The sequence below is a fragment of the Microbacterium sp. OR21 genome (assembly GCF_047306785.1).
Classification (GTDB): Bacteria; Actinomycetota; Actinomycetes; order Actinomycetales; family Microbacteriaceae; genus Microbacterium; species Microbacterium esteraromaticum_E.
Genome location: NZ_JAZEXJ010000003.1, coordinates 785723 through 802054, shown reverse-complemented (window position 1 = coordinate 802054; position 16332 = coordinate 785723). Strand labels below are relative to the sequence as shown.

At 70.6% G+C, this 16332-nt stretch carries 16 protein-coding genes; 11 read left to right on the top strand and 5 right to left on the bottom strand.

The window, feature by feature from the left end; all coding sequences use genetic code 11:
- Window positions 1–8: 8 nt before the first annotated feature.
- The 3 genes from V2S04_RS12445 to V2S04_RS12435 are packed head-to-tail and all read right to left on the bottom strand — an operon-like array spanning window position 9 to window position 5820.
- Window positions 9–3524 carry an error-prone DNA polymerase gene (locus V2S04_RS12445; protein ID WP_413638730.1) on the bottom strand — a complete coding sequence of 1172 codons (3516 nt, stop codon included), beginning with the start codon at window positions 3522–3524 and terminating at the stop codon, window positions 9–11.
- Complete coding sequence (locus tag V2S04_RS12440) at window positions 3524–5095, bottom strand: DNA polymerase Y family protein (RefSeq protein WP_413638729.1); 1572 nt, start codon at window positions 5093–5095, stop codon at window positions 3524–3526. The genes V2S04_RS12445 and V2S04_RS12440 overlap by 1 nt, the downstream gene beginning before the upstream one ends.
- Complete coding sequence (locus V2S04_RS12435; protein WP_413638728.1) at window positions 5092–5820, bottom strand: hypothetical protein; 729 nt, start codon at window positions 5818–5820, stop codon at window positions 5092–5094. Before V2S04_RS12435 ends, V2S04_RS12440 begins: the two co-directional genes overlap by 4 nt.
- Window positions 5821–5921: 101 nt before the next feature.
- Here V2S04_RS12435 and V2S04_RS12430 point away from each other — a divergent pair, with 101 nt between their 5' ends.
- From V2S04_RS12430 to V2S04_RS12405, 6 genes are all read left to right on the top strand, one after another.
- Complete coding sequence (locus V2S04_RS12430; RefSeq protein ID WP_413638726.1) at window positions 5922–6212, top strand: DUF1905 domain-containing protein; 291 nt, start codon at window positions 5922–5924, stop codon at window positions 6210–6212.
- Between the two features lie 53 nt (window positions 6213–6265).
- A complete protein-coding gene (locus tag V2S04_RS12425) occupies window positions 6266–6736 on the top strand; it encodes a prepilin peptidase (protein ID WP_413638725.1) in 471 nt (156 codons plus the stop codon).
- A gap of 40 nt (window positions 6737–6776) precedes the next feature.
- A complete protein-coding gene (locus tag V2S04_RS12420) occupies window positions 6777–6992 on the top strand; it encodes a response regulator (RefSeq protein WP_099195450.1) in 216 nt (71 codons plus the stop codon).
- Between the two features lie 13 nt (window positions 6993–7005).
- Window positions 7006–7614, top strand: a complete 609-nt coding sequence (locus V2S04_RS12415; protein ID WP_413638723.1) for a CYTH domain-containing protein — start codon at window positions 7006–7008, stop codon at window positions 7612–7614.
- 70 nt (window positions 7615–7684) lie between these two features.
- A complete protein-coding gene (locus V2S04_RS12410) occupies window positions 7685–8848 on the top strand; it encodes a type III polyketide synthase (RefSeq protein ID WP_413638721.1) in 1164 nt (387 codons plus the stop codon).
- Complete coding sequence (locus V2S04_RS12405; RefSeq protein ID WP_413638720.1) at window positions 8838–9575, top strand: methyltransferase domain-containing protein; 738 nt, start codon at window positions 8838–8840, stop codon at window positions 9573–9575. Before V2S04_RS12410 ends, V2S04_RS12405 begins: the two co-directional genes overlap by 11 nt.
- Window positions 9576–9674: 99 nt before the next feature.
- Here V2S04_RS12405 and lpdA read toward each other — a convergent pair whose 3' ends face one another.
- Window positions 9675–11072, bottom strand: a complete 1398-nt coding sequence (gene lpdA / locus V2S04_RS12400) for a dihydrolipoyl dehydrogenase (RefSeq protein ID WP_413638718.1) — start codon at window positions 11070–11072, stop codon at window positions 9675–9677.
- Window positions 11073–11221: 149 nt separating this feature from the next.
- Between lpdA and V2S04_RS12395 the strand changes: the two genes are divergently transcribed.
- The 3 genes from V2S04_RS12395 to V2S04_RS12385 all read left to right on the top strand — a co-directional run bounded on the left by V2S04_RS12395 (window position 11222) and on the right by V2S04_RS12385 (window position 13020).
- Complete coding sequence (locus V2S04_RS12395; protein ID WP_413638784.1) at window positions 11222–11686, top strand: FHA domain-containing protein; 465 nt, start codon at window positions 11222–11224, stop codon at window positions 11684–11686.
- Window positions 11686–12375: a MerR family transcriptional regulator gene (locus V2S04_RS12390; protein ID WP_099195444.1), complete on the top strand. Its 690-nt coding sequence runs from the start codon at window positions 11686–11688 to the stop codon at window positions 12373–12375. The genes V2S04_RS12395 and V2S04_RS12390 overlap by 1 nt, the downstream gene beginning before the upstream one ends.
- A 99-nt stretch (window positions 12376–12474) precedes the next feature.
- The gene (locus tag V2S04_RS12385; protein ID WP_413638716.1) at window positions 12475–13020 is read left to right on the top strand and encodes a MerR family transcriptional regulator; all 546 of its coding nucleotides are present in this window, start codon (window positions 12475–12477) and stop codon (window positions 13018–13020) included.
- A 62-nt stretch (window positions 13021–13082) separates the two neighbouring features.
- On the opposite strand, the gene V2S04_RS12380 is transcribed toward V2S04_RS12385, so the two are convergent.
- Complete coding sequence (locus V2S04_RS12380; protein WP_340088448.1) at window positions 13083–13895, bottom strand: ParA family protein; 813 nt, start codon at window positions 13893–13895, stop codon at window positions 13083–13085.
- Window positions 13896–14040: 145 nt separating this feature from the next.
- On the opposite strand from V2S04_RS12380, the gene V2S04_RS12375 reads away from it, so the two are divergent.
- Window positions 14041–15840: a MinD/ParA family protein gene (locus tag V2S04_RS12375; RefSeq protein ID WP_413638715.1), complete on the top strand. Its 1800-nt coding sequence runs from the start codon at window positions 14041–14043 to the stop codon at window positions 15838–15840.
- Window positions 15840–16331, top strand: coding sequence for a peptide deformylase (def, locus tag V2S04_RS12370; protein WP_413638714.1), 492 nt, complete (start codon window positions 15840–15842; stop codon window positions 16329–16331). The genes V2S04_RS12375 and def overlap by 1 nt, the downstream gene beginning before the upstream one ends.
- Window position 16332 lies beyond the last annotated feature (1 nt).

The window sequence follows — 16332 nt, the reverse complement described above, 5'->3', positions numbered from 1 at the left end:
CTGGAGGGTCAGCGGAAGTCCCGTGAGCGGTGCGCGAGGCCGGTGCGCAGATCCTCGAACGCATCGGCCAGCACGTTCGTGACGCCTTCCGGGGAGCGCTCCAGGAGCCCCCGCACGATGAGCGCGGGAGAGTCGCGCGCCACCCGCCGGTACCGCGCCCAGACGCCCGTGGTGCAGATGATGTTCACCAGCCCGTGCTCGTCCTCGAGATTCAGGAAGGTGACGCCGCTCGCCGTCGCGGGGCGCTGGCGATGCGTGACCACTCCGGCGACTTCGATGCGGCGCCCCGTCTCGTGGGTGCGCAGCCCGGCTGAGGTCAGCACGCCCCGCTCGTCGAGCGCTGCCCGCAGATGCGCCATCGGGTGATCGTCGATCGAGACGCCCGTCGCCCAGAGGTCGGCGGCAAGGCGCTCGTACCCGGACTGGTCGGAGAACAGCGGCGGCTGCACCGAGAGGGCGGTGCCGGGCAGGAAGCGCGCCCGGTCCTCGGCTGCGGTGCCCGCGAGCCAGATGCCCTCGCGTCTGCTCAGCCCCAGGCACTCGAAGGCGCCGGCGGTGGCCAGCGCCTCGATCTGCGCCGTCGTGGCGTCGGTGCGCCGCACCAGGTCGTGCAGGTCGCGGAACGGCCCGTGCTCGTCGCGGGAGGCGACGATACGCTCCGCCAGCTTCACCCCGATCCCTCGGACTCCCGACAGGCCGAGCCGCACGGCGAACCGGCCGTCCCGGCGGTGCGCGACCGATTCATCGGGGGCGTCGATGTCGAACCGCAGGGGAGTCGGCTGATCGAACGCCGCGCAGGACTCCCGCCCGGTCGGCCCCGTCCCGACATCCGGACCCGCGTCGGCATCGGAACCGGCAGCGGACGAGCCGATCGGCTCCAGCCCGTCCATCACGCCGGACGCATGCAGATCGGGCCGGCGCACCTGCACGCCGTGATGACGGGCATCCGCGGTGAGGGAGGCCGCCGAGTAGAAGCCCATCGGCTGCGCCCGCAGCAGCCCGGCCAGGAACGCCGCCGGATAGTGCAGCTTGATCCACGAGCTGGCGTAGACGAGCAGTGCGAACGACAGCGAATGCGACTCGGCGAAGCCGAAGTTCGAGAACGCCTGGATCTGCGCGTAGATGCGATCCGAGACCTCCGCGCTCAGCCCCCGCCGGCTCATTCCCGCGTACAGCTTCTCCCTGACCTTCTCGATCCGCTCCAGCCCGCGCTTCGAGCCCATCGCCCGGCGCAGCAGATCCGCCTCATCCGCAGTGCAGTCGCCGATCGCGGTGGCCATCTGGATCAGCTGCTCCTGGAAGATCGGCACCCCCAGCGTGCGCCTGAGGATCGGCTCCAGATCGCGGTGCGGGTACGGGATCTCGAACGGCACCGGCTGCTCGCCCCGGCGCAGGCGCTCGCGGTTCTCGGCATCCACCCGGTCCTTCTCGAGCTTGCGGCGCACGAACGGGTGCACCGCCCCGCCCTGGATGGGGCCGGGGCGGATGAGCGCGATCTGGATGGCCAGGTCGTAGAAGCGGCGCGGCTGCAGCCGGGGCAGCAGACCCATCTGCGCCCGCGACTCGACCTGGAACACCCCGATCGAGTCGGCCCGGCAGAGCATGTCGTAGACCCCCGCCTCCTCCTTGGGGATCGTCTCGAGCGTCCAGTGCTCGCCGGTGGATGCCCGGATGAGGTCGAAGCAGTGCTGCAGCGCCGCGAGCATCCCGAGCCCGAGCAGATCGAACTTCACCAGCCCCATCGACGCCGCGTCGTCCTTGTCCCACTGGATCACCGTGCGCTTCTCCATGCGGGCGTGCTCGACCGGCACCACCTCGCCCACCGGGCGGTCGGTGAGCACCATCCCGCCGGAGTGGATGCCGAGATGCCGCGGCGCTCGCAGCAGGTCGTCGGCATAGCCCAGCACGTCATCGGGGATGTCATGGCCCTCCACCGGCTGCAGACCCGTGCTCCAGCCGTCGACCTGCTTCGACCAGGCGTCCTGCTGACCGGGGGAGTACCCCAGCGCCCGTGCCATGTCGCGCACGGCGTTCTTCGGCCGGTACTGGATCACGTTCGCGACCTGAGCGGCGCGCTCGCGACCGTAGGTCTCGTACACCCACTGGATGATCTCCTCACGGCGATCGGAGTCGAAGTCCACGTCGATGTCGGGCTCTTCGGTGCGGGTGGTGGCGAGGAAGCGCTCGAACGGCAGCCCGTACAGGATCGGGTCGACCGCGGTGATGCCCAGCAGATAGCAGACCGCGCTCGCCGCGGCCGATCCGCGCCCCTGGCACAGGATGCCGCGACGCCTGGCCTCCTGCACGATGCCGTGCACGATGAGGAAGTAGCCGGGGAAGTCCTTCTCGTCGATGACGTCGAGCTCGCGCTCGATCCGCGCCCGCCCGGCCGCGTCGAGACGCGGGTATCGATCGGGCACCGCCTGCCAGACGAGGTGGCGCAGCCAGGTCATCGGCGTGTGCCCGTGGGGCACCTCCTGCTTCGGCAGCGCGGGGCGTGCCGACCGCAGCGGGAAGGCGCATTCGGCGGCCAGGCGCAGCCCGTGCTCGATCGCGCCGGGGTAGCGGCGGAACCGGGCCGCCATCTCCGCGCCGCTGCGCAGATGCGCCCCACCGTGCGCGGGCAGCCAGCCGTCGAGATCGTCCATGCTGCGCACCGCCCGCACGGCGGCGACCGCTTCGGCCAGGCGTGCGGTGCCTGGGGCGGCGTAATGCGCGTTGCTCGTCGCCACCACCGGCAGCCCCATGCGCTCGGCCAGCTCGGCGAGGGCGTCGTTGCGACGGGTGTCGAGCGGGTCGCCGTGATCGAACAGCTCCACGGCCACCCGGTCATGTCCGAACAGGTCGACCAGCCGCTGCAGCGGGGTCTCGGCATCTCCGGCCTCCAGTCCGCGACGCACGGCTCCCTTGCGGCATCCGGTCAGCACGGTCCAGTGGCCGTCAGCCCGCGCCGCGAGCTCTTCGAGGTCGTACACCGGGCGGCCCTTCTCGCCACCGCGCAGCTGAGCCGCCGAGATGGCGCCGGAAAGGCGGTGGTAGCCCTCGGCGCCGCGGGCCAGCACGAGCAGATGATCACCTTCGGGATCGGGGGCGCCCGCCCGCACGCGGGACCGGGTGCGAGGCGGGTTCTCGACGATGCCGAGGGAGAGCTCGGCGCCGTACACCGTCTGCACCCCGGCGTTCATCGTCTCGGCCACCTCCGCGAAGCGGGATGCCCCGTAGAAGCCGTCATGATCGGTGATCGCGAGAGCACTGAGCCCGAGACGCTCGGCCTCGGCCAGCAGGTCCTCGGGAGAGGAGGCGCCGTCGAGGAACGAGTACCAGGAGTGCGCGTGCAGCTCGGCGTACGGCACCGCATCACTCGGACGCGTCACCCCCGGGAGCTCGGAGGGCCGCCGACGTCGGCTCACCGGACCCGGGTCGGCGCGAGGGCGCACCGGCTCGCCCTGCACGGGAGCAGGACGGTCGATGTTGAGGGTGCGCTCCAGCTCCTTCCAGGTCTGCGGCGGGTTGCTGAAGCCCATCAGCGGTACCGCCCCTCGGCCCACCAGCCGTCTGACGAATGGAACACCAGCCAGGCGCGGTGCCCGGCGTCGAGCAGCTGGAAGCGGTGTCCGGAGTGGGCGCGCTCGGCATCCCACCGATGCTCGTGCACCGGCCACGGACCCGCCCAGCCGACCACCTCGCTGTCTTCGATGAGCGCAGGCGGCGCCGACAGCGCACCGCGCTCGTCGATGCGGATCTCGACGCCGCCGGCACCGCTCACCCGCACCGGACGCATCGGCGTGTACACCTCGGTCGGCAGCGGATCTGGCAGGCTGCCCGGCCACGGCTGCGAGGGATCCCGCTGCACGAGAGGGCGCTCGCCCCACGGCGTGAGCACCTGGCGATCGGCCAGCATGCGCCCGCCCGACATCGCCGCCGTGCTCACCCCTCGATGCCCGAGCAGAGTCTGCACGCGGGAGACCGCGTGATGCAGCCGCTCATCGGTGCCCGAGCCGAACAGGCCAGGCTGGTGATGCGCGGCGTCGTCGACCGCGACCGGCGCGAGCCGCACTCCGACGATGCCGCGGAAGGCATGTGCGGCATCGTCGGGTGCGTCGTCGACGATCGTCTCGAGCTGCCAGCGCACCCGGTCGACGAGGTCGCCGGCATCGAAGCAGGTCGGGTGCAGCCAGGTGCGCGAGAAGACCGCCCCATCATCGTCGGTGAGGTCGATGCGCACCTCGGTGCACACGGCCGAGACGTCGGCGAGGGCGAGCAGCACGGCATCCGCCGTCTGCCGCACGGCGAACGCGATCTGATCAGACTGCCCGAGCGGGGTCTCGAACTGCACCTCGCGCGCCAGCTGCGGATCGGGCGGGCGCGGGGTGAGCGGGCGGGAGTCGGCTCCGGATGCCAGATCGTGCAGCCGTGCCCCGTGCTCGCCGAACCGCGCTCGCACCGAGAGCGCGTCGAGGGCCGCGAACTCGCCGAGGGTGGTGACCCCCAGCCGCCGCAGCAGGTCGGCGAGCTCGGGTTCGCCGAGCACCTGCAGGGGCAGCGGAGCGAGGAACGCCCGGGAGGCGCCGGACGGGATCACCGACCACGGATCGACTCCGTCGTCGCGGGGCGGAGCCGCGCGAGCGGCGAGCTCAGCGGTGAACATGCCGTCTGCCACGCCGATGCGCGCCTCGTCGTAGCCGGCGTCGGAGAGCACGCGCAGCAGTGCGGACGCCGCCCCCTCCTCTCCGTCGTGGTAGCGCGAGATGCCGCGCGAGCGCAGGGCGGCGAGCCCGGGGCGCAGCAGATGCACGCCGGGGGCGTGCGCCTCGATCAGGCGCAGCACGGGCAGGAAGGCCCGCTCGTCGGCGGTCTCGTCGTGCGGCAGCATCCGCAGCGACGGCAGCCGGCTCTGCGCCTGCCTCTTGCGCTGTCCGACGCGCACACCGTGCGCCCGGGCCGAGTCTGTGCAGGCCGAGACGAGCCCGGCGCGCACGAGAGCGGTGGGCGGATGCGGGGGCGCGGTGCCCAGAGCGGCGCGCAGCGGCCAGTCCGGGAACCACAGCACGTGCACACGCATCGCCTCGGCGACCGGTGCACTCGAGGTGCTCATGACGCCACCGCCCAGCTCGGATGCGTCGGCAGCGCCTCACGCGGATCGACGGCGGGTTCGGCGGCCGTGTCGATGCGCCCGAGGTCGTCGGGCAGACGCACCCGCAGGCTCTTCGGCACCGGGGTGGAGCGGGTCTGCGCGGTGACCGTCACCGTGCGATCCGACAGCAGGCCCCACCCCTCGCCGAGCCCCTCCCAGTGCGGGTCGTGCAGCGTGATCAGCCCCTCGCCCTGCGGCCAGGGGGAGGTGGTGAGCAGGGTGCAGCCGCGGTCACGCAGGCGGGCGGCGAGACGGGCGGCATCGGCATCCCGCACCTGAGAGCCGGGATTCATCGCGATCAGCGGCACCACCTCGGCCAGAGCGGAGACGACGGCCAGCCAGCGCTCGCCCGGCTCGGGCACCAGGATCAGCCGGGACAGGTCGATGCCGAAAGCGGCTGCGGCTTCGAGACCGAGCGTGGGCATGCCGACGGCGGCGCACCAGCCGCCGCGCTGCGAGAGGGCGCTCATCAGGGCGAAGATCAGGCTCGGCGAGGGTGAGACCGAGTACACCGTGCCGGTCTGCAGTCCGCCCTGGGGCAGCAGATCACGCAGCGCGGCGGGCATCGGCAGGTGAGCGTCGTCGCTGCGACGGCGCTGCATGCGCCCGATCTCGCGGCGCAGGCGCAGAATGTCTCCTGCCCGTTCATCGGCGGGGGAGAGTGCCGCGGTCGTTCTGATCCCCATGCATCCATCCTCGAATAAAGCTTCGAACACTTCAAGTTCTTCTGAGAGGCTAATTCGCACATCCGACATCGCCGAAATCCGGCCGCGATTACGCTGGGGGCATGCGGATCGAGTTCGACAGCGAGGTCACCCGATGGCAGGCCAGGGTCGATGCCTGGTACTTCGCCACGCTGCCCGAGCAGCTCTCGCTCGAGATCCGCGAGCTGCCGACTCCGCCACGCGGCTTCGGATCGCTGCGCGTGCAGGCGCGGATAGGAGTCACGGTCTGGACGACGTCGATCTTCTTCGACGGCTCCGCCTTCGTGCTCCCGCTGAAGAGGCAGGTGCGTCAGCGGCAGGGGATCGACGAGGGAGATGTCGTCACGGTCGATCTCGACATCCTCGATGTCTGAGGGTTCTCCACAGCCCTCTCCGGCGACGCTCTCGGATCGCCTAGCCTGCGAGCGTGACACTCCACTCCGCAGTCGTGCTGATCGCGCATCTCGCGCTCGCCGCCGTCGGCCTGTCGCTCATCGTGATCGACGCGCGCACGCACCGGCTGCCGAACCGCATCGTGCTGCCGACGCTGGCCTGCCTGATCCTGCTCGTGGTGGTCGAGGCGCTCGCGACGGCAGACGCCGGGCGCCTGATGCGGAGCCTGCTCGGCGGTCTCGCCCTCGGCGCCTTCTATGCGGTGCTGCGCCTCGTGTCGAAGCAGGGCATGGGCGGGGGAGACGTCAAGCTCGCGGCAGTGATCGGCCTGGTCCTCGCCTGGCACGGCTGGTCGACGCTGCTGATCGGGGCCGCGGCGGCCTTCCTGCTCGGTGCGCTGCACGCGCTCGTGCTGCTGGCCCTCCGGCGTGCCACGCGCCACACGCGGATCGCGTTCGGGCCCTGGATGATCATCGGGGCGGCCCTCGCCGTCGGCATCGGCTGAGCTTCGCCGTGCGGTCGGCGTAGGGGGATAGGGTGAGCACATGGCACTCGCACGACTTCACGGCGGCCCGCTCGACGGGCAGATCATCCCGCTCGACGACGCGGATCAGGACTCGCTGATCCTGCCCTACAGCGAGACGCAGCTCACCTACCGGCGCGAGGGTGAGGCGACCCACACCGGCGCGCACGACGGACCCACCGAGACCGCCTTCTGGTTCGTCGAGGCGGGCGACGACATCAGCCCCGGCGACGACTGACCGCGCCGATCACGTGACCGCAGAGCCTCAGCGCACCTTCGAGATCGAGCGCAAGTACGACGCTGACGCCGACACGGCGCTTCCCGACTGGTCCGGCGTCCCCGGAGTCGTCTCGGTGAACGACGGCGAACTCCGAGAGCTCGACGCGCGCTATCTCGACACCGCCGACGCGGCCCTCGCCCGGAACGGCATCGCTCTTCGCCGGCGCACCGGCGGGCCCGACGCGGGCTGGCACATCAAGGGTCCGCGGCAGGGCGACGGCAGGCTCGAACTCGGCTGGCCGCTCGGCGACGAGGATCGTCTGCCGGATGCCGTGGCCGAGATGGTCGCCCAGTGGACGGATGCCGAGCTGCATCCCATCGCGCGCATCGAGAACTCCCGCACGGCCTTTCTCCTGCACGGCGCCGACGGGGTGATCGCGGAATTCGTCGACGATCACGTCAGGGCGACGGATCTGCGCACCGGCATCCGGCGCGAATGGCGCGAGTGGGAGATGGAGCTGGGGCCGGCAGCGCCTGATGATCGGAGCGCGTTCTTCGCGGCGGTCGATGCCGCCGTGTTCGCGGCGGGGGGCCGCGAGCCGTCGTCCGGCTCGAAGCTCGCCCGCGCCCTCGGGCTGTGATCCTCACGCAGACGGTGATCACGGTGGCAACCCCTTTCACCCGCGCTGCGGGTGATGCTTGAGTCGTCTCATGAGAACCGCCGCGCAGCTGCGCTCCATTCAGACGCTCGTACCCGAGGCGACCCTCGAGCAGCACGCGGTGAGTGAGATCTTCGCTCGGCAGCCCGGCGTCTCACGGCTGGCGAAGCGTCTGATCGCGACCTCGTTCGACGGCGCAGGCGTGCAGACGCGGCACACGGTGCTCGACGAGCTCGATCCGAGCTCCGAGGTCGCGACGGCGCAGTTCCTCGACCGCGAGTCCGGCGCACTCCTCGAGCCGGGGACCGCGGCGCGAAACGACATCTACGCGCGTGAGGCGGATCGGCTGTTCATCGAGGCCGCCCGGCGCTCGCTCGACGCCGACCCCGACCTGTCGGCGTCGGACGTCACCCACGTCGTCACCGTCTCGTGCACGGGATTCCACGCGCCGGGGCCCGACTACGCGATCGTGCGCGCGCTGGGACTGTCGGCCGCCGTGCAGCGCTACCACCTCGGCTTCATGGGCTGCTACGCGGCGCTGCCGGCGCTGCGCGCCGCCGCGCAGTTCTGCCGTGCGGACCCCGAGGCGGTGGTCCTCGTGGTGAGCGTCGAGCTGTGCACCCTGCACCTGCGCTCGTCGAACGACCCCGATGCGATCATCGCGTCATCGCTGTTCGCCGACGGAGCTGCTGCAGCCCTGGTCAGCGCGCGGGATCTGCCGACGCGGTTGCCCGGGTTCACCCTCGACGGCTTCCACACCAGCCTGATCCCGGACGGCGAGGCGGACATGGCCTGGACCGTGGGTGACACCGGCTTCGAGATGGTGCTGTCCACCCGCGTGCCGCAGCTGATCGGCACGAACATCGACGACGCTCTGGCGCCGCTGTGGCACGGTGATGACCACATCGCCCGAGAGCTCGGCAGGCAGCGGATCGGCGAGGTCGTGCAGCATTGGGCCGTGCACCCCGGCGGACGCAGCATCCTCGACCGCGTGCAGGAGCGACTCGGGCTGGATGACGAGCAGCTCGCGCCCGCGCGCGAGGTGCTGCGCAGCTTCGGCAACATGTCGAGCGCCACCGTGCTGTTCGTGCTGCAGCGCATCCTCGATCACGAGCACCCGCAGCCGGGTGAGCGCGTCGCGGCGATGGCATTCGGCCCCGGTCTCACCGCCGAGAGCGCGCTGCTCACCGTCGCCGGAACCCCCGATGCCCGCTGACCGACACCGCGCCCGAGTCGATCTGCGCCGGCGCGGCGTGGAGCTGGTCGAGCGGATGGATGCCGACGACGCAGACCCCCGGATGCTCGCTCGCACCTACGCGCGCTTCGAGCACGTCAACGCGATCGTCTCGGGTCGCAGGGGCCTGCACCGCCGCGAGATCGACCCGCGGGCCCGGCACGGCGCGATCCGGGTGCTCGACATCGGCTGCGGCGGTGGAGACATCGCCCGGTACGTGGCCCGTCGGCTGCGCCGTGACGGCATCCGCGCCGAGGTGGTCGGCGCCGACATCGACGCGCGGGCGGTGCGCTGGGCGTCGGATGCCGACGGCGACGACCTCGTGCGGTGGCGCTGCGCGTCGAGCTCCCAGCTCGTCGCGGAGGGGGAGCAGTTCGATGTCGTGATCTCGAACCATGTGCTGCACCATCTCACCGCCGCACAGCTGCAGGGCCTGCTCGACGACTCCGCGCGCCTCACCGCTCCCGGCGGGATCGCGGTGCACAGCGACCTCGCTCGCAGCCGCACCGCCTACACGGTCTTCGACGCGGTGACCCGGCCGATCGCCGGCACCCTCCTGAAGGATTCGTTCATCCGCGAAGACGGGCTGCTCAGCATCCGTCGCTCGTACACCCCTGCCGAGCTCGCTGCCGTCGCGCCGCCGGGGTGGCGGGTCCGGTGGCGCTTCCCGTCGCGGCTGCATTTGGTTCACGCCGGTCATCTGCTCTGAGCACCGTCGCCGCTGCGCGCCGGCGCCGAATCGCGCCGGCGCCGGACGCAGAAGGAGACCCGGTCCGAGCGGACCGGGTCTCCTTCTGGAAACGGGATGTCACATGTTGATCATGTGACCGGCGAGACCGTGGAAGGCCTCCTGCAACGCCTCCGACAGCGTCGGGTGGGTGTGCACGTTGCGCGCGGCCTCGAGGGCGGTGAGGTCCCACTTCTGCGCGAGCGTCAGCTCGGGCAGCAGCTCCGACACGTCGGGGCCGATGAGGTGGCCGCCGATGAGCTCGAGGTGCTCGGCGTCGGCGATCAGCTTGACGAAGCCGACCGGCTCGCCGAGCCCGTTCGCCTTGCCGTTGGCGCTGAACGGGAACTTGGCGACCTTGATCTCGCGCCCCTCGGCCTTGGCCTGCTCCTCGGTGAGGCCGAAGCTGGCGACCTGCGGCTGGCAGAACGTCGCGCGCGGCATCATGCGGTAGTCGCCGAGCGTCTGGGTCTCGGCCTTGCCGATGGTCTCGGCGGCGACGACGCCCTGTGCCTCGGCCACGTGGGCGAGCTGCAGCTTGGCGGTGACGTCGCCGATGGCGTAGATGCCCTCGACGTTGGTGCGCATGTGGTCGTCGATGTCGATCGCCCCGCGCTCGGTGAGCTTCACGCCGGCCTTGTCGAGACCGAAGCCCTCCACGTTCGGTGCGAAGCCGACCGACATGAGCACCTTGCCGGCGGTGATCTCGCCGCGCTTGCCGTCGCGCGTCTCGTAGGTGACGTGCACCGACGAGCCGTTGTCGGTGACCGTCTTGACTGCGGTGGAGGTGAGGATGTCGACGCCGAGCTTCTTATACTGGCGCTGGATCTCCTTCGAGACCTCGGCGTCCTCGTTGGGGAGGGCGCGGTCGAGGAACTCGATGATCGTCACCTTCACGCCGTAGTTCGACAGGACGTAACCGAACTCCATGCCGATGGCGCCGGCGCCGACGATCACGATCGACTCGGGCAGCTCGCGCGAGAGGATCTGCTCCTCGTAGGTGACGACGTTGTCGCTGAGCTGCACACCCGGCAGCAGGCGCACGGTCGACCCGGTCGCGATGATCGCGTTGTCGAAGGTGACCTCTTCGGTCGAGCCGTCGCTCTTCGTGACCGAGATGGCCTTCGGGCCGGTGAAGGCGCCCCGCCCCTCGTACTCGGTCACCTTGTTCTTCTTCATCAGGAAGTGGATGCCCTTGACGTGGGTGTCCGCGACCTTCCGGCTGCGATCGAACGCGGCCCCGAAGTCGAAGCTCACGTCACCGGAGATGCCGAAGAACTCGGCCTTGTGGTTGAACGTGTGCGCGATCTCGGCGTTCTTCAGGAGCGACTTGGAGGGGATGCATCCGACGTTCAGACACACACCGCCCCAGTACTTCTCCTCGATGATCGCGGTGGACAGACCGAGCTGGGCGCTGCGGACGGCGGCGACGTAGCCGCCAGGGCCCGCGCCGAGGATGACGACATCGTAATGTGGCATGCCCACAGCCTAATCCCTGGCCGAATGCGCGCGTGGGCGCGAGACCCGACAGAATGTGGCATGCAGGACTGTATGGGCCTCCGCGTGGTCGGAAGCATCAGATAGTCTGGAGTGCCGGAGGAGGGAGAACCGTGACAGACGACAGCACGATCGGCGCCGGAGGCGCGATCCACCGCAGCGGCGAGCAGCGACACGATGTGACGCAGACGTTCGGACACGATTCCGATCTCTCCTTCGTCCCGTTCGGCGCCGACCTCACCGAGGCTGAGGCCGCCGCGATCTCCGCGCTGCCCTCCGGGTCCGCGCTGCTGCTGGTGCGCGCGGGTGCCCTCGCCGGAGCGCGCTACCTGCTCGACGCCGACGTGACCACCGTCGGGCGTCACCCTGAGGCGGACATCTTCTTCGACGATGTGACCGTGTCGCGCCGTCACGCCGAGATCACCCGTTCGGGCACCGCGTTCGAGATCGTCGACCAGCGGTCGCTGAACGGCACCTACGTCAACGGGGAGCGGGTCGACCGCAGCGAGCTGGCCAACGGGTACGAGCTGCGCATCGGCAAGTTCCGCATGAACTTCTTCGCCTCGCCGACCGACCTCGCAACGGCGAACGGCTGATGGCGGCGGCCGGCGCCGCACGGGACCGCTCCGCATCCGCGGGTCTTCTCAGCATCGGTCAGGTCCTGGCTCGTCTCACCCCCGAGTTCCCGCAGCTGACTTCGAGCAAGCTCCGCTTCCTCGAGGTGCAGGGGATCGTCAGCCCGTCACGCACGGAATCCGGGTACCGCAAGTTCTCGCCCTCCGACGTCGAGCGCCTGCGCGCCGCGCTGACGCTGCAGCGCGATCACTACCTGCCGCTCAGCGTCATCCGCGAGCAGCTCGACGACGCCGAGGCCAAGGGGGAGGGCTGGGGAGGCATCGCACCCCCGTCGATCTCGCCCCCGGCGCGTCGGCACCGCCGCGACGAGCTGCTGCTGCACACCGGCGCCACCGCGCAGCTGCTCAACGACGCCATCAGCGCCGGGCTGATCGTGGCAGCCGAGCACTACAGCGATCAGGCCGCGACGATGCTCTCCGGGCTCGTCAGGCTGGCACGGCACGGCATCGAGCCGCGGCACCTGCGCAGCATGCGCCAGAACGCCGAACGCGAAGCCGCTCTCATCGAATCCGCCCTCTCCACGCTGCTGCGCCGCACCGACTCGGCGTCGCGCGGCCGGGCAGCAGAGCTGGCGCCCGAACTGGCCTCGCACATCGACGAGGTGCGACGCCAGCTGGTCAGCCAGTCGCTCGAGCGTGTGCTTTCGTAACGAACGGATTGCGACACACCCTGCACGCGGGGCGGATGTCGTTGCCGGGGCAGGGGTCCTGCTCTACCGTGGGATCAAGCCGTTCAGGAGGGACAGAGTATGAGTGCGGATGGGCTTGCAGGCGACCCGCGGTTCGTGACCGAACTCCTGTTCACCGACGGTCTTCCGGCGATGGATGACGAGGTCGGCTACCGCGGCGCGGTCGCCGCGCGGGCAGCCGGGATCACCTACCGCCAGCTCGACTACTGGGCTCGCACCGAGCTCGTCGTGCCCACGGTGCGCGGCGCCTCGGGCTCCGGCTCGCAGCGGCTGTACGGCTTCCGTGACATCCTCGTCCTCAAGCTCGTGAAACGACTGCTCGACACCGGCATCTCGCTGCAGCAGATCCGCACCGCTGTCGAGCAGCTGCGCGCAGCGGGCATCCGTGATCTCGCAGGGACGACGCTGATGAGCGATGGGGCCTCCGTCTACCTCTGTACGTCGAACGACGAGGTCATCGACCTCGTCAGCCGCGGACAGGGCGTCTTCGGCATCGCGGTGGGCAAGGTGCTGCGCGAGGTGGAGTCCACGCTCGTCGAGTTCGACCCCACCGCACCCGACCCCGTCGACGAGCTCGCCGCGCGCCGTTCCAAGCGCACCGCCTGACCCGCGTCTCATGAAAGAAGCCGCCCCGAGGGGCGGCTTCCGTCATATGCGGGCTGCGAGGATCAGGCCGTCGCGCCGGTCTCCGGCACCGGCACCCGGCCGGTGCGGATGATGCGATCGAGCAGCAGGTCGAAGTCGGCGGCCAGCTCCTGCGCCGAGTCGCCCGGCCAGATGTGCAGGGGCTTCGCGGCGCCCTGGGCCTGCTGCAGAGACGTGCGCTCGGGCAGCTGCGGCGAGAGCACGAGCGGTCCGAACATATCGCGCAGCTCCTTGATGCGGAACTGGTGCTCGATCGACTGCGGACGCACGCGGTTGACCACGATGCCCAGCGGCTGAAGGCGAGGGGAGAGCCCGCGCCGGATCTCCTCGATGGCGCGCAGCGCACGATCGGCCGCCGCGACCGAGAAGAGGCCGGGCTCGGTGACGACCATGACACGGTCGCTGGCCGCCCACGCGGTGCGGGTGAGCGCGTTCAGCGAGGGAGCGCAGTCGATGAGCACGAGGTCGTATTCGCTCTCGACGGTGGCCAGGGCCTCCTCGAGCTTCCAGACGTCGCGCACGCTGGGGTGCGGGCCGTCGAAGTTGATCGCGGAGGGGCTGCCGATGAGCACGTCGATCGTGCCCGGGTGCACCTTCGCCCAGCCGCTGGTGGTGATCGCCTGGCGCACCACCTTCTCCTTGGGGTTGCCCAGGACGTCGGCGATGTTCAGCCGTCCGGCGATCTGGAGGTCCATGCCGGTGGACACATCGGACTGCGGGTCGAGGTCGACCACGAGAGTGCGGATGCCACGGGCGAAGGCGGCGGATGCGAGACCGAGGGTCACGGTCGTCTTTCCGACGCCTCCCTTGAGGGAGCTGACGCTGAGTACGTGCACGTCCTACACGTTACCGTGCGCATCTTGGACGGGCACTCAGGCCCGGGCGGTGCGTTCGACGGGAAGCCCGGTCTTTTGCTCGTGATCAGCCGAGACCACTAATCTTGACCGGGCGCGCCCGAGCGCCCGAGCTGGGAGTTGAACCGTGAACCCGAAGAAAAACGTCGATCCCGACGACGACGATTCGCTGGGTGTGCTCGACGACACACCGTCGTCGGACACGACCGGGATCGGACTGGTCGGCGGCACCGCGCACGTCGAGGTCGTGCTGCCGAGCGGTGAGGACGACCTGGACGATGAGGTCGTCGACGACGAGGTCGTCTCGGCGCCCGTGGTCACGGATCTCGTCATCGACACGTCTGCTGTGGCTGATGCCGAGACGCTCGCCCGAATCCAGCAGGAGGCCCCGGACGTCATCATCGAGCTGCCCGCCGCAGACCTCCCGGCCCCCACGGCAGACAGCGCCGACGAGGTCGACGACGTCGCCGAGGCGCCTGAGGGGGCCGAGCTGGTCGCCGAGATCGTCGAGGACGACGACATCGTCGAGGACGACGAGATGACGCGTGACGTCGACGCGGAGCCCGAGCCGGCGCCGGCGCCTGCGGTCGAGGTTCTCGCACACGTTCACCCGGACTCGGACGACGAGCCCGAAGCGGCGTCCGCATCCCACGCTCCCGCCCTCGACGAGGTCAGCGTCGAGGACGCGGCTGACGACCTGCTCGACGATGCGGCTGACGACGTGCTCGACGATGCGGCTGACGATGTGCTCGACGATGAGACGGAGTCGGATCACGTCCACGACGACGACGATGATGATGACGACGGGCTGACCCCGGAGCTCGAATCCGCTCCCGTCGACCCACCGCGACCAGACCGACCCGCAGAGGAGAACGCCGCCGTGGCCTCCCACGATCCCGCGCCCGCCGCACGCCCCGCGCCCGAGCGCCCCGCCGAGATCGCGCTGAGCTCGAAGCGCCTCGACGACCTCGGCTCGGCGTCGTCGAGCGAGACCGCGGACCTGCTCACCGCCGACCGCCTGCTCGACCCTTCGCGCGTGGCCAGACCTGAGCCCGAGGGCACGTGGAGCCACCTTCTGTACTCGATCACCGGCGGCCGCATCAACGTCGGCGACAGTCGCAAGGCGCGCGAGCGCAAGCAGCTCAGTGCCCGCATCTCGGCTCCGCTCACCGGCAGCGCCCGCTTCGTGCCGGTGCTCTCGCGCAAGGGCGGTGTCGGCAAGACGACGGTCACGGCGCTGCTCGGCATGGCACTGGCAGACGCGCGCGACGACCGGGTGATCGCCGTCGACGCGAACCCCGACCGCGGTACTCTCGCCGAGCGCGTGGTCGGCTCGCACGCGAAGTCGGTGCGGGACCTGGTGCGCGCCCAGCACGACATCCGCGGCTTCCACGACGTCTCCGCGCTCGTCGCCCGCGACGAGACCCGCCTCGACGTGCTCGCCTCCGACGCCGACCCGAGGGTCTCCGAGGCGTTCGGCGACTCCGACTACCGCGACGTCGCCACCGTCGCCGCGCAGTACTACTCGCTGGTGCTCACCGATTCGGGCACGGGCATCGTGCACTCGGTGATGGGCGCCACCCTCGATCTGGCCGATCAGCTCGTCATCGTCTCGGGCCTGAGCGTCGACGAGGCGCGACTGGCATCCGAGACGCTCACCTGGCTCGAGACGAACGGGCACGCCGCGCTCGCGCGAAACGCGATCGTCGTGCTGAACCAGTCCACGCCGGGCGCCCCGCTGGTGCGCCTGGACGAGCTCGAGGCGCACTTCTCGACCCGTGCCGAGCACGTGCTGCGCATCCCGTACGACCCGCAGATCGCCGGTGGCGGCGCGATCGACTTCGCCAGCCTGCAGCCGGCTACACGTCAGGCCGCCCGCGAGATCGCAGCGACCCTCATCGAGGGCCTGCGGGCGAAGGCCGCCTGATGACCGTCCGCGAGATCCGCCTGTACCCCGACCCGGTGCTGCGCACCGTCTGCGCGCCCGTCGACGAGATCGACGACGGCGTGCGCGCCCTCATCGCAGACCTGATCGACACCGTCGAGCTGCCCGGCCGCGCCGGGGTCGCCGCGAACCAGATCGGCGTCGCGCTGCGCGCGTTCAGCTACAACATCGACGGCGAGATCGGCTACATCATCAACCCCGTCCTCACCGAGGTGCGCGGCGATGCCGTGCCGACCGGCGAGGGATGCCTGTCGGTGCCCGGTCTGTGGCACGACACCCCGCGGCATCCATGGGCGCGGGTGGAGGGGATCGATCTCGACGGCGCACCCGTCGTGCTCGAGGGGGAGGGGCTGCTCGCCCAGGCCCTGCAGCACGAGACCGACCACCTCGACGGCCGGGTCTACCTGAACCGCCTCGAAGGCGAGACCCGCAGGACGGCGATGCGCCAGGTGCGCGAGAGCGACTGGTTCTGAC